Annotated in this window: 13 protein-coding genes; 1 reads left to right on the top strand and 12 read right to left on the bottom strand. The window is 36.4% G+C overall.

The genetic code is table 11. The features are described 5' to 3' along the window. Positions 1-57: 57 nt before the first annotated feature. The 12 genes from ACGHCK_RS03535 to ACGHCK_RS03480 all read right to left on the bottom strand — a co-directional run bounded on the left by ACGHCK_RS03535 (position 58) and on the right by ACGHCK_RS03480 (position 13,658). Positions 58-981: a glycoside hydrolase family 43 protein gene (locus tag ACGHCK_RS03535; RefSeq protein ID WP_251421531.1), complete on the bottom strand. Its 924-nt coding sequence runs from the start codon at positions 979-981 to the stop codon at positions 58-60. 143 nt (positions 982-1,124) lie between these two features. After that, positions 1,125-1,634: a KdsC family phosphatase gene (locus tag ACGHCK_RS03530; RefSeq protein ID WP_251421529.1), complete on the bottom strand. Its 510-nt coding sequence runs from the start codon at positions 1,632-1,634 to the stop codon at positions 1,125-1,127. Then, positions 1,631-2,608, bottom strand: coding sequence for a KpsF/GutQ family sugar-phosphate isomerase (locus tag ACGHCK_RS03525; RefSeq protein WP_251421526.1), 978 nt, complete (start codon positions 2,606-2,608; stop codon positions 1,631-1,633). The genes ACGHCK_RS03530 and ACGHCK_RS03525 overlap by 4 nt, the downstream gene beginning before the upstream one ends. 2 nt (positions 2,609-2,610) lie before the next feature. Further along, entirely contained in the window at positions 2,611-3,396 is a 786-nt protein-coding gene (kdsA, locus tag ACGHCK_RS03520) for a 3-deoxy-8-phosphooctulonate synthase (protein ID WP_251421521.1), read from the bottom strand. Between the two features lie 4 nt (positions 3,397-3,400). Next, positions 3,401-4,066, bottom strand: coding sequence for an acylneuraminate cytidylyltransferase family protein (locus tag ACGHCK_RS03515; protein WP_251421518.1), 666 nt, complete (start codon positions 4,064-4,066; stop codon positions 3,401-3,403). Positions 4,067-4,112: 46 nt separating this feature from the next. Then, entirely contained in the window at positions 4,113-4,775 is a 663-nt protein-coding gene (locus ACGHCK_RS03510; protein ID WP_251421515.1) for an acylneuraminate cytidylyltransferase family protein, read from the bottom strand. After that, positions 4,775-5,434: an RraA family protein gene (locus ACGHCK_RS03505; RefSeq protein WP_251421511.1), complete on the bottom strand. Its 660-nt coding sequence runs from the start codon at positions 5,432-5,434 to the stop codon at positions 4,775-4,777. Before ACGHCK_RS03505 ends, ACGHCK_RS03510 begins: the two co-directional genes overlap by 1 nt. A gap of 102 nt (positions 5,435-5,536) precedes the next feature. Beyond that, positions 5,537-7,186, bottom strand: coding sequence for a hypothetical protein (locus tag ACGHCK_RS03500; protein ID WP_251421508.1), 1,650 nt, complete (start codon positions 7,184-7,186; stop codon positions 5,537-5,539). Positions 7,187-7,189: 3 nt separating this feature from the next. Next, the gene (locus ACGHCK_RS03495; RefSeq protein WP_271328066.1) at positions 7,190-9,718 is read right to left on the bottom strand and encodes a glycosyltransferase family 2 protein; all 2,529 of its coding nucleotides are present in this window, start codon (positions 9,716-9,718) and stop codon (positions 7,190-7,192) included. Then, positions 9,711-11,189 carry a glycosyltransferase gene (locus ACGHCK_RS03490; RefSeq protein WP_251421502.1) on the bottom strand — a complete coding sequence of 493 codons (1,479 nt, stop codon included), beginning with the start codon at positions 11,187-11,189 and terminating at the stop codon, positions 9,711-9,713. Before ACGHCK_RS03490 ends, ACGHCK_RS03495 begins: the two co-directional genes overlap by 8 nt. A gap of 9 nt (positions 11,190-11,198) precedes the next feature. Beyond that, positions 11,199-12,011, bottom strand: coding sequence for an ABC transporter permease (locus tag ACGHCK_RS03485; protein ID WP_271328067.1), 813 nt, complete (start codon positions 12,009-12,011; stop codon positions 11,199-11,201). Between the two features lie 99 nt (positions 12,012-12,110). After that, on the bottom strand, positions 12,111-13,658 hold the full coding sequence (locus ACGHCK_RS03480) for a LysM peptidoglycan-binding domain-containing protein (protein WP_271328068.1): 1,548 nt from the start codon (positions 13,656-13,658) through the stop codon (positions 12,111-12,113). A 415-nt stretch (positions 13,659-14,073) separates the two neighbouring features. Between ACGHCK_RS03480 and ACGHCK_RS03475 the strand changes: the two genes are divergently transcribed. Beyond that, positions 14,074-14,403: a hypothetical protein gene (locus ACGHCK_RS03475; RefSeq protein WP_251421496.1), complete on the top strand. Its 330-nt coding sequence runs from the start codon at positions 14,074-14,076 to the stop codon at positions 14,401-14,403. Positions 14,404-14,405: the final 2 nt, after the last annotated feature.

Genomic DNA, 14,405 nt, shown 5'->3' with positions numbered 1-14,405 from the left:
AATTTACAGGCTTTCCAATCAAGCCTACAGGGTAAACTGCTCTCCTCCAGCTGTAAATCACTGATTTAATTTCAAATTTTCAATATAAGGGTGATGGCCATTTTTCCATGAAAGTTGTCCTGTGTAAAGCGCACGATGACCTCCTCTATGATAGCCTATGCCATTGACCCAGCCATGGAGCATCACATGGGTTCCTCCAAAAATGTCCAAACCACCAGGACCAACGACAATTCCCCCTGTGCTGTGTGTCGTTAGCAAAGGGGCTACATACTGATAAGGGCCATAAAGATTTTTACTCGTGGCATAACCTGTAAAATAATGTGACGTCCCGTAATTACCTGCTGAGAAAAAGAGGACGTAAGTACCATCTGGCGCTACGGCTAATTCTGGATTTTCAATGGTTGATACAACTTTCTCTGTGCCGTTGTGAGGAGGATTAGGGATTGACAAATCTGTCAGCAGTTTTTTAGGATTGCTCCCGATAAGCTCTGCATTACGGTCAATCTCAATCATCCACAAGTGACTAGGAATTTTGATGTCATTACCATCGTTCTTATAGAGGAGATAATATCTGCCTGTATTATGGTCCTTAAAGAAAGCAGGATCAATGACGCCACCTTCAGTATCTGAGATAATGAAAGGATAGTCTCTCGCCTCAAACTTCGCTGTGGCACTCTTAGTTGTAGCGATTCCAATACGGCGTTTGCCATTTTCTTTACTGGGTGCTGAAAAGGCCAGTAAGGCTTGGTCGTCCCAAACCACCACATCCGGCGCCCAAAAATCCGTAGCTTTTGACCATTCTGGTGTGTGAGGCAAGGCATTCCCGCGTAACTTGTAGGTGCCTTGTGGCGTATCTGCAGTCGCAAAAGGAACAACGCCGATATCTGATGCTGTTGAAAAAGCGTAATATTTCCCTTTAAAGGCTATACCTGCAGGGTCTGGGAAGTTTTCTGTTGGTTCTCCTATTTTTTCTTTGGTCATGATGTTCTCCTTTTTGTTTTCCTTTAACTTTTTTAATAGAAATACAATACTTTTATAGATGAAGGATTTTTTCATAATGCTCCTAATGTTCCTTAGAAATATTTGCCCCCAGATTTTAACTTTCAAAAGAACTTCTGTCCCACTTACACTCCATATAGTGAGAGGATATCTTTCCAATGCCCTGTTTGTTTTAACAAGTGTTCAATTATCTCACGCACAGCGCCATCACCTGCCTTGCTCCTTGAAACATAATCTGCAATAGCTTTAATCTCTGAAACAGCATCTACTGGGGCGCCTTTGAACGCTGCCTGACTCATAGTAGAAAAATCATTCAAATCATCTCCAATGTAAGCGACATTTTCGTATGTCAGACCTTTTGTTACCAAAAGCGAATCTAACTCTGTTTTTTTATCAGAAATCCCTTGAATTGCAATAATTCCAAGCTCCTTAGCACGTATATCCACAGCTTCACTCTTTCGCCCTGTCAACATTATTGCCTCAATGCCAACTTTGGAAAGGGCAGCCAAAACAAGTCCGTCTTTAATGCTAAAAGCTTTAAATTCTGAACCATTTGTTCCTAAATACACCTTGCCATCAGATAAAGTACCATCAACATCTAGAACTATTAACTTTATATTTTTTAAATGTGTCATAAGGTAATTCCTGTCTTAAGAATTTCATTGCTCGCAATTGTGCCAACTAAATTTTTATCTTTATCAAAAACAGGAGCTGCACTAATGCCTGCTTTTACCATAATTTCTAATGCGTTTATCGCTAACAAATCTTCTGTTAGAACGATTGGATTGGGAGTTGCAATTTCGCCAGAGGTAACTTTATAAACATCAAGCTTTCCTGCTACCACACGTCGGACATCACCATCTGTAATTACACCATAAAGACGATTTTCAGCATCTAAAACATTGACAAGTCCGAGCTTCCTTTTGGAAATTACAAGAAGCGCTTCGGCTAATTGAGTGTCCATTTGAGATACAGGAACTTCTTCTCCAGTAACCATAAGGTCTGAAACTTTAAGCAATAATTTTTTTCCCAAAGCACCGGCTGGATGAAATAGAGAAAAGTTACGGTCACTAAAGCCATGAAGCTGACTTACCACAATAGCAAGAGCATCTCCTATAGCAAGAGTTGCTGTACTTGAACTGCTCGGAGCTAGTCCATTTGGGTCGGCTTCTGATATTTTAGGTAAAACAAGCGCAATATCACTATGTTTTGCTAAGGAAGATGAAGAATTACCCGTAATTGAAAGTAATCTCGCTCCTATCATTTTTATGTTTGAGATTAATGCAATCAGTTCGCCCGTTTCCCCGCTGAAACTGATACCAATAACAATATCCTTGGCTTCAATCATTCCTAAATCCCCATGCGCAGCCTCTGCAGCATCAAGAAAAAATGATGGCGTTCCAAGACTTGAGAAAGAGGCTGCAATTTTTTCACCAATATGACCTGATTTACCGATGCCACAAACAATTACCTTTCCTGTCCGTGTGGCAATCAACTCAATAACTTTTTCAAAATCAGCGCCCAACGTTTTTTTAGTGGCTTCTAAAGCTAAAATTTCTGAGTCAAATACTTTTTGAGCAGCTCGAATTACATCAATTTCTTTATTCATGGTTAAGCCTTATTCACCAAATTATAGATTTCAACTAGTTCTGTCAGTATCTTATCAGCATCTTCAAGTCTCACTTGATTAGGACCATCTGCCCAAGCGTTAGCAGGATCTGGATGAATTTCCATAAAGAGATGGTCAATTCCCATCGCAACAGCTGCTTTTGCTAAAGAAGGAACATACTCTCGATTTCCACCTGTTGTTTCTCCTAGTCCACCAGGTTGTTGAACAGAGTGGGTCGCATCAAACACAACGGGATGTTTCAGTGTTTGCATGTAGAGCATTCCCGTATAATCCACAACCAAGCGATTATAGCCAAAAGTTGAACCGCGTTCTGTCAGCCACACGTCTTTTGCCCCAGCTTCTTCTAACTTAGTAATTGCATTTTTCATGTCCCAAGGCGCAGCAAATTGCCCTTTCTTAACATTGACAGTCTTTCCTGTTTGAGCAGCTGCAACTAACAAATCTGTTTGTCGAAAAAGAAAGGCTGGAATTTGGATAATGTCAACAACTTTTGCGACAATCTCAGCCTGATAAGACTCATGTATGTCTGTTGTTACTTGAATGCCATGAATGTCTTTTACCTTTTGTAAAAGTCTTAATCCTTCTTCCATTCCCAAACCACGTTTGGAATTTATAGAAGAGCGATTGGCTTTATCAAATGACCCTTTAAAAATGAAATTGATTCCCAAGCGGTCCGTAATTTCTTTAAGCTTAGCAGCAACTTCAAGGACCATTTCTTCATTTTCCATCGGATCTGGTCCAGCGATTAGTGTGAGTTTTTTGTTCATTTTGCTATCTTTCTTTTATTTTTTGATATACTTCAGCTTGAGCGAAGTCATAAATATCATCAATATCTACACTTTCATATTTACTTATCTCAAATGGATAGGCCGATTTCCCATGATATAATTTCCACTTAATCATATCTTTCCTATTAGCTATATAAATACCATCATTAACATAAAAATAATTAGGCAGATTATTTTTTGGAGTGATGGGAAGAATTGAATAGTCAACATTAACAGGTCCACTATCATTCCAAATATATTTTTGAAGCTTTGTTACAGTTACTAACGAATCAAACCCTTTTTCTTTAACTTCCAAAAATTTATTAATTAGTTCAGGACCAATAAGAGGAGCTGTTGCAAAAGCCCAAACAAGGATTTCCCCATCTAGATTGCTTGCTATATATTCAACAACCTCATTAAAACTCTTTGTCTTTTCATCAGCATAGTCTCTAGGTCTATATTGATCAGCTGCTCCGTTTTTTCTTGCAATATCAAGCATTTCCTCAGAATCACTAGAAACAACTATACGAGAAATTTCTGGAACTTTCTTTAGCTGATTTATTTTATTTACTAATAGATTTGTATCTCCAAAAGGAAGCAAATGCTTATTGGGTAATCTTTTACTTCCCGCACGCACAGGAATGACTGCAACAATTTTTTTATTTATCATGCAGCCACTCCTATATTCACGGTTTGCTGTATGATGTTAATTCTACTTATCGCTGCTTGCTTGCGATTATACCCGAACAAATAATATTTGCAAACTCAAAATCTTCCGGAGTATCAATATCGAATGCCTCAATTTTAGATGCTTCTAAAAGATAAGGCTTTTCACCATATCTTTGTCCTAGTTTCAATGCTATTTCACGTTTCGTCATATATAAACCCATTGTTTCGATAATGGTATCCTCTAAATCCTTAGAGTTTGGAACATGATTTCTGTTATAAGTTGGGCGATTTTCTCTCCATAGATATAGTTTTTCTTTTCTAACAAGAACTACAGAATCATTGTTATCTGATGCTTTTAATGTGTTAATTCCTCTTTGTATAGTCTCTTTTTTTATAAATGGGGAGGTCCCTAGACCTTGAATATAAATATCAGCTTCCACCTGTCTGACCTGATTCATAAAAAGCTGATGACCATCTGTATTATTATTCGCAAATTTTGCCTCACGCTTCAAAGGAATAGCACCACATCCTTTTCCTATCTCCAAAATTTCATCTGAATCTGAATCAATGTAAACTTCATCAATTTCTTCAACAGTCAAGAGAGTTTCTAATAAATGTTGAAATAGGGGTTTCCCAGCTAGGTTACGCATGTTTTTGCCTAAAACCCGTTCACTCGTTCCTTTGGCTGGAAGAAAAGCTACTACTTTCATCAAAATGCTCCTTCCTCATCGTATATTGTCATTGCATCCACTCCTAAAGTAATTTTATCAATGATATTCTTCTCTGTTTGGATAACTTCAATAGCTCTGGTAACCACTTTTTCCTCAATTTCTTGCGGGATGATGGCAACACCATTGATATCAGCGAAAATCAAATCCTTTGGTTTAATACTAACTCCATTGATTGTAATCGGTACATTATGACCTTCAAGGGTAGCACGCCCGCGTACGTCCTGAGCAAAGTAACCTACGGCAAAAACTGGATAGCCCAAGTCTTTGACTTCTTTGGCATCACGTGTTACTCCTCCAATGATAGAGGCAATTGCTCCACTACGAATAGCCAAATTCGCATTCAATTCTCCAAAATAAGCTCTGTCAAAGACTTCATTTTCAACAATAATAATATCTCCTTCGTTGACACTCTTGTATGTATCTAATGCAGCATATATTCCCCGAAAATCTTCGCCTTCTTTTAACTTTCTTATCTTTAAAGTATTTGCACGTCCAAAACTTTTTGCCCCTTCAATATTGGGATGTAAACCTGCAATCATTTGATTTTTATACCCCATATCATCCATAATGTCGGAGAATATGGAGGAGTTAAATATGCTTGATAAGCTTTTCAGTTTTCTACTTGTTAAATTTTCCATGTTTTTACCTATAAACTTCCATCTCTGGAGTATGCATATAAACGCTATACATCACCACAATGTTTATCCCTATTTCAATAATTTATAGAGGCACCTACCCCATTACCTTATTCGATTACTAATCTCCCTAAAACTTCTTTCAAAATGTTTCAAATTAAGGCGCTCAACAGTGTCCCATTGTTCCGCATATCCTAAGGGCTGAATATATAATGCCTGGTTTGAGAAACTCAATTTAAATGCTGCTCCATATTTTTGTATATCATTCTGAGTTTTAGTTTTCCTTGTCACAAAATGTAAAATCTCATTGCTTTCAAGTTCAAAACTATACTTAGTTTCACTTTCTTTTAAAATAAGTAAACTTCTATAGTCATTATTGTTGATATTAGCATATGACTCCTCAAAGAAGATAACATTACTGCTTTTCTTTTGTTCCTCTCTATAATGTTGAACTATTACAAAGGTGCTTTCTCCAGTATATGCAACAGTCGGATTATAAGTCTCTGCCTTTAAATCATCTCTGTTAAAAAAATACTTGAGTAACAAATTAATTTGACTGATATATGGAGAATGGGAATATATTATAGGATTTTTATTGTTATCCAAAATGAACAATAAACTCGAAAATAGCTTATGATAATTGACAAAACTATAATAAAAATCATCTCCCAAAACAATATTGTTATCCGAAAACTTCTCCATATAGGCAGATGCTGAACTAGCAAAATGAATTGCCCTTGTGTATTTCTCAGGTAATTCAGGATAAAAATCTATAGGAAGCGGGGATAAACTATGGACTCCCAAGCCGTACCACTCTCTGTTTTTTTCATCTGAAAACCATGACCTTGGATGGTGTTTAAGGTGAATTATATCATCCACAGATGCATAAAAATCTAAAGCGATTTGAGTCCTTAGCGTCGCAATCTCGGTTGCTGCTAAATACGAATCATGGTCTTGATCAAATCGTTTTAACAGATACTTCACCCTTTCACCATGCCTAGGAGTTATCGCCCATTTTCTTATAAATCGAACATTATTCAAAACTACCAAAGTCGTAGGATTTACTATATCTAATTCAAAATGTCCAAAAAAATCTTTTATTTTACTGAGCTCGTATTCACTTAAGGATTTCAGGCTATTATGAAAATCAAAAAGTTCATGTGATTTTCCTTCGTATTTTTTTTGAGATAATGATGAGGTCGAGAATAAAATGGCCTTATCAGAACTACCGTTTGGAAAAGAAGCGCTGTGTTTTAAAAGCAACTTTAAAAACGGACCATCATACTTATATTTACTTATTTTTTCAAAATAATCAGTACCAAGTTCAAAAACAGAGATAGGTAATTTTTTTAAAGAAGCATATATCTTAAAGCTGCCTTCCCAAAAATCACCTGATGTATAGAATTCGCTAAATTCAGTAAGAATGATATTATTTTCCGAAAAAAATGAGTCGTATTCACTTTGAGTAGCAGCTTCTATTTCTTCAAAAGTCTTATACCTAGGCCACCCCACTCTCAAGCCTTTGTCAAAAATGATAACTTCATCAAATATCCCGCTATGAATAATATTATCTATTTTTAAATTCGCCCTCTTTAGTGAATCTTTGCCTTCAACTTCATCAACCTCTGAATTATTTGTATCATTTAAAATCAAAATTGCATAGGCCGCTTTATTAACTGTTAATCTGTGTACAATGCTCACTGTCAATGAAATCGGTAACGAAACATTATATATGACTTTCTTCTGTTTTTCCATTTTTTAGCCTTTTATAACCCTTCTGAACTTACGAACCCCTTTTTTAAAACCTTTTGAAATTACAGTAACATTGTTCTTTTTATCAGATTCCTCTACATCAGTAATAGCTATCAGTCTATTTTTTGAAATCGTCATCATAGTATCTTCAATGTAGCCTATATTATTCTGAACAATACTGAAATGATTCTCTCCTTCTCTTGATGTTATTGATAAAAAATTATAGTCAAAAGCTGCATATCGCTCTGTATAACCAATCCAGATACTAAATACATTTTCATCAAAAGTATAATATACATTTTCTTTGAATACTTGATTGCCTTTCTCCCACTCTAGTTGAAGAACTCTAGATTTGAGTGAATCACCATCACCTTCGATTAAAAGTGATAGCAATAAGGTATCGCGTTTAATTTTTTTGTTATCTCCCATATAGATAAAATTAATTACAGCACTGGCATTACTTGTTGGGGCGTTCGAAATGATAATCGAAAACATTCTCACTGCCGTATTTTCACCTTGCTTACTTGTTTGACCAAAAACAATTTTCCCTGTAGATTCTTGAATATCTACATTTGGTACAATGCTGCTTTCTTTTCTTAACTTAATGTTGTGAATTTTAAAGTAAGTTTCAAAATCATATTTTCCAATATCTTGGACAGTCTTTATTTTTTCCATCTCATGAATATTATTCGAATATTTCAACGGGTTAAGTGTATCAATTTCATATTCAGATAAATATTCATTTTTTAATGCATCAAAAAGTAATTGCTTAAAGTCATTCTTTACCCTATTGTTTTCAAACAAGAACCAGAAAACTGTTCCTACAATTTTTAATTTATACCTTTCAATTTGTTCCGGTTCATTTGTCTTCAAAAACTTAAGCATTGAAAAATGAAGTTTAAGTTCATCATTGAAATTTTCATTATAAGTCCCCATCAATCCTTCTGGTCTAACAATTCTTAATAGTAGTTCTTTGTTAAGTGAGGAAATTTTTGATGTTGAAAGCAATGCTGTATAAGTGAAAAAGGCATCCTCAGCTACAAATTGATCTAGATTTTTCAATCCAGCATTTTTAATGAAATCCAATAAAAACATCTTGTCATAAAGATAGGGCGTTATTTGACGTAAATCAATATCTTTTCCTGAAAATCTGCCTTCATTTTCTAAATATGGATTAAATACAGGCTGTATTTCTCCATTTAATCCTTTTTCAGCCATTCCAAAAACTATAATATCCGATGAGGTATTAAAAGCTCTATAGTATGCATCATGAAGTAAGTATGGATAAAATTCGTCATCTGCATCTAAAAACTGTAAATATTCTCCCCGTGCAAGTTGAACACCAATATTGCGCGCATTTCCTGGATTACTCTGACCAATTGATTTAAAAGTAATTCTATCATCACGTTTCGCAAATTCTTCAATAATTTCTAAAGAATTATCTTCAGAACCATTTTCAATAATAATGATTTCAATTTCACGAAGTGTTTGCTCTGTAACTTGTTGAAGTGTCTTTCTAAGGTAGAGTGAGGCGTTATGAACTGGAATCACAACACTGACCTTATAAAGCTTCTTCAAATAATCTATGTAATATTTCTCAGGATTATTTGCAATTTGTTGTATCTTCCACGTATAGATGAAATCAATACTTGTTAAATTATCTTGTTCTAAAGCAATTTTAAAGTCTTCCGACATCTCTTTTAAAACATCTAAAACTCTTTCATCCCGAGCATGGGTCATTTTTTCAATTGCCCAAAAATATTTTTCAAACATTTGCTTGTAAAATTTATAAAGATATTTTTCTAAAGCACCCTTTTCGATTAATTGAGCTCTTATTAATCGAAATTGTTGAATTAAAAATTCAACTTTTTTTCCGATATTGTTTACAGTAGAATTTGGATTATCTTGACGATAAAAATAGAGAGGGTCCTTGATAAACACCATATCCCTTGCAGAAATATTAATTTTCCAAAAAAGACCTGTGTCACCATAACTTTTGACTGATTCATCCCAAGCAATATTATTTTTCTCTATCATAGCTTTACGATAAATTGCATTCCAGGGATAAACTTGAACAAAAATATCACTGTTTTTCACATCAATTAGTTTGTCATAATTGTCTGGATATTCCCACAAGATATCACGTACTATGCTCTCCTTCTCTGAAAATTCAGTCCAGTTTGAACGAACAACATCAACATCAAATTGCTTAGCTGTCTGATAAAGGCGCTCATATGCATTTAAAGCAACATAGTCATCACTTTCAAATTCAGCTATATATTCACCGCGTGCCTCACGTACTCCTAAGTTAAACGCTTTACCAATGCCACCGTTTTCAACGTTGAAAACTCTAAACCTCGAATCACCTGAAGTAACTTTTTCTATAATTGAAGAACTACCGTCAGTAGAACCATCATTAATAATAATAAACTCTAAGTCTGTTAACGTTTGATTCTTAAGACTAAGCAATGCCTCTTCTAAATAGTTCTCAACGTTATAAACTGGAACAATAACTGAAACCTTAATCTCACTCATTCTTTTCTCTCACTTTCCCTTTATGCATCCTTGAAAACCCCTCAAACCCATGTTCATGCCAAAGATCAGTGATAACTAACAAGCGGTAGTTGTCATTGTCAAAATCTTTGGGGAGATGAACAAGGTACGAACTCTCTCCTAAGGATTTAACCTCTAATCTTACCCTGTTATAGTATGGGTCTTTGAGCTCACGGAGTTCCACGTATTCAACCTTTTCTCTTGTAAAGCATTTAAAATAAAATTTATCTTCCTCAATCTTTTCAGCAATGGCACGTACGTTAATCTTGACTAAAGGATGTTTTTTATTGAAGCGTTTGAAAGCGAACTGCTCACCATCAAACTCAAAAGCTTTGAATTTTCGTACACCCAAATGACTTATACGATGCCAACGATGAAAACTCATAAGCTTTGCAAAAGCTCCCTCTTTCAGATACTGCCAAGCGACCATACGTGCGCCAGTTCGGAAATGTTGTGTGGGGTCAAACCCTATCTGCCCCAGATAATAATCGATTTGCGTTTTGAAATCTTTGAACCTCTTTTTTCCAAAAGTATAACCAATATCCGTCCGGAGGATAAAATCCCAAACCAACCACTCTAAACGTCGAGAGATAAATTTTTCCTTAGATAAGTCATCCGGATAAGTCCTGTGGATATAGCCTAAAGCACGTAACCAAGAAATCATAAAGTCTCTGTTGATTGTTTTGGACAAGCTCTCATTATCTGCATCACGGTTCAAGTAGGTTGTTAGTCGCTCTCCTTGTGTTATTGTTTTAGAAAAGCGCATAGCCTGATAGAAAAAGGTAACATCATCTGCCACCCGCTGATGAACAAAGTGGAGATTATTATCATGAATCAGCGCGCTGCGTACAATGACTGCCTGCGGGCCAAGCCAGCCATAAAACTCTGGCGACAAGCTATTGATGTCGCGATTAAAAATCTCTCCCTCATAATAATACGGTTTAGACTTCATCGAAAGATGACCATTGACAGATTGAACCATTCCCGTGACAGCAAAATCATCACTTGAACGATCCAATAAGTCAGTCATATACGCTAGAGCATCAAGATCATACCAGTCATCCGCATCCAAAAAGACCATGTATTGCCCGCGCGCATTGTCAATACCTACATTTCGCGGACCATGTGCGCCTCCAGTGTTTTTATCAAGCACATAGAGTTCAATCGAAGGATACTTTTCCATATAAGTCTCAACTATTTTTATCGAGTCATCTGTCGATTTGTCATCCAAGAACATGATTTGAATATGTTCGGCCGCTAAGGTTTGATGAACCAAGCTATCCAACATCTTTTTCAGATAAGGTGCGTTATTATAGTTGGCAATGACTACCGAAATCTTAGGCTCCTGGCTTATCTCTCTTGAAGTAGTCAATGTGAAAGTGGGCAAAGATGATTGCCAGCTATTATCCGTTAAAGGATAGGCGTAATGTGAAAATTCTTCAGCTAAATTCATATCTACTTTCTATAAAAAGTCGGAAATACGTTCACGAATGTTATAGTGCAACTGTGTACCTAATAACAAAATGAAGGAGGTAATTGCCCAAAAAGACAGGATGATAGAGGGGTCTACTTCCCAGAACCATTGGGTGCCAAATATGGCATCTCTAAAGCCCTCAATCAAGTAATAAAAGGGGTTGATCATCACGGCTTGGAGTAAAAATTGCGGAATCTGATTGAACTGCCTCATCGAAAAAACGGCACCTGACATGAACATTAAAAATCGAAATGAATAATTCAAAAAGAACTTTAAGTCAGGAAAGACAATCATAATCGTAGCATTTAATAAGGATGTTGAAACAGAAAAAATAACTAAGGCAAAGAAATAATAAATCACTTGTAAAAGGTGAAGACTAGGAACAAAGCCATTATATATAGCTCCAATAAGTCCCGCAGTAATCATAATCCAAAACTCACTCAAAAAGCCAAAAAAAGCGGATGTGGGAAGTATGCTGACGGGAAACTTCATCACAGAAGCCATACGCAACTGGTTATAGGTCGTTAGAGCCCCCGAAACTATTGTTTTTTGCATGAGTCCCCAGACACCAAGCCCAATAAACATCCAAGGGAGCACAGGATAACCACAGGGGATGACACGCTTCATCAGGATGCCAAACAAGAGGTAAAATATACCCAGTTGAAACAGGGGATCCAAGATTTCCCAAACACGGCCAAACCGATTACTCATGGTTGCACTTTTTGTGTTATATCTTGACATGTTATAAGCCACGGGTAAGTATCGTATTTGTTCTTTAAAGTATTGCAAGACGTTACTCATTTTGCACACCTTTCTGATTTATATATGTGATATGTACGGATAGGGAAGGAGTAAAGTTCCGGTCATCAAGAAGTTTTTTCCTTGTAGGCTGTCTATGGACTAGTTCCCTGGGACTTTGATTACTTGATTAGCCATGAGCAGGCTTAAGTCCTGCCCCTGATTCAAACGAACCAGTTCCTCAACGCTCGTGTGAAATTGGAGTGCAATGCTCTCCAAGGTATCGCCAGCTTGAACGGTATATTCTGTCAAGGCGGTTTCACTTTCTCCTGAAGCTTGATTTTCTGGCACTTGAATAATCTGTCCCACCATCAAAACACTTAAGTCCTGCGCATGGTTCAGGCGAATCAACTCCTCCACACTGGTGTGAAATCGGAGCGCAATAGCATCTAAAGTATCACCAGCTTGGATACTGTATTCTACCAACCTAGGCGTACTTTCTTCTGTTTTTTCTTCTTCATTTTGAGAGTTTTCATTTTCATCTGTTTTTTTATCTGCTTCTTCTTGAACAGCTTCTTCCTGAGCTTTATCCTCTTGAGGAGGTTCAGGCGGCAGATTGCCCTGTTCTCTCTGACGTTCTAAAAAACTCTGCTTAGGCTGAAACAAATGGTTGCCAAAGAAACCGATCGGATTCTTTAATGAAGTCATTAAAGTTGCCTTAGAAGTGTTAACTAAAACAAGCCAAATAAATAGAAAACCAAAAAAGAACAGTAAAACCTTGGTAGGTAAACTAGACTTCTTCTTAATCGCTTTTGAGGTAAATTTTTTAAGGTTATTTTTCCCTTTTCTGGTCTCTCTAGTTTCTGAACGTCCAAGTTCTTTTTTATACTCTTCTAGGGAATAAGCCAGCTGTTCTTGGCGGACTTTGGTTTTATAGTCTTCCTGCTGTTTCCGATCTAAACCGTTAAACCAATGAATGAAAGCTTCATACTTGGGCAAAACCTCATCAACTGGGCCGTATTCTTTAACCGCCCCATAATGAAGCCACAATACCTTATCCGACCAAGAACGCACCGTCGAGATGGAGTGGGAAACGAGCAAAATCGTTTTCCCTTTTTCACGAAATTCAAACATTTTTTTCTGTGATTTCCCAACAAATGTTTGATCCCCAGTGGCTAATCCTTCATCAATAACCATAATATCCGGATCTTGATGAACCATAACTGAAAAACCCAGTTTGGCGCGCATACCGGAAGAATAGGTCTTAACACGTTGATCAATAAACTCTTTGAGTTCGGAGAAAACGATGATATCCTCCATTTTTTCCTCAATTTCACGCTTAGACATCCCTGACATCAGCCCTTTAAGTCGGATATTTTCACGCCCCGTCAAATTTCCATTGAGACCTGAGGAAGCAGAGATGATTGAGACATCACCATTAATTTCTACTTGACCTGTCGTTGGTGAAATTTGACCCGAAATAATGTTAGAAAGTGTTGATTTTCCTGAACCATTGAGTCCTACAATACCAATGGTTTCACCGTCATAAAGCTCAAAAGATACATTACGCAACGCCCAAAAATCTTGTTTATTAGCCGGAAAAAAAGCTTTTTTAATGCGAGATTCACCACTTTTAGTACTGATTAAATCAAAACGTTTTGTAACATATCTCGCTTTAATTTTTATCTTTTTGTCATTTTTCGTAATCATAGCTCCTTTTATTATACATTTTTGTTTCTTTATGTCAAATTATTATCTACTGTTTCTGGGCAGCTTCATTTGATTAAGTGTATATCATACTTAAATTCAAGATAAAAAACATTCAATTTAAGCAAGCAAATAAACAAGCCACAAAAAAAGAACAAGTTCTCACCCGTTCTTGCTCAATTTTAACCAGTTTTTCCTTTAGAACATTGATATCTGAAAGTTTTTTTCCAGAGAAATTACTCCCTTAGCTTTTAAATTCCCCTGCTTCTCTTATGTTGTAACAAGTTTGATACGTCTCGAAACCATTTCTTGCATTTCATTTATAGCAGCGTATCATTTTGTGTTTTTCAGTTTTTTTAATATAATACCAGTAACATAACATTCTTTACCAAAAACATTCAAAAGATTGGAGAATTAAATGGAAAAAGTAAGGAGTTTCAAATTAAGAAATAACGGTGGGTTTGTTGCTAGACTTCACGTCTTTAAACTGCTTGATGGGACATGGAAAAATATTACCCCACCATCAGTCCGTCGTGACATCACCCTAGGCGCAGAACGTACAATAGACTTACAAAATATCCCTGAGCTATCCCCTGGAGAAAAAGTTAAGCTTAAAGCAGAAGTTGTCTTGGGAAAGAACAGAGTAGCCAATGAAGAGTTTATTTACGATCCTGCAGGTCCAACTGTAGTTTATGAGATTGTAGGCACAACCTTAAGCCCCAAACTCAGACTGTCACGAAGAAACTAAGT

It is taken from the genome of Lactococcus muris, from assembly GCF_042849115.1.
GTDB classification, from domain to species: Bacteria; Bacillota; Bacilli; order Lactobacillales; family Streptococcaceae; genus Lactococcus; species Lactococcus muris.
Note: the sequence above shows the minus strand (reverse complement) of the source record. Positions and strands in the feature narration are given on the sequence as shown.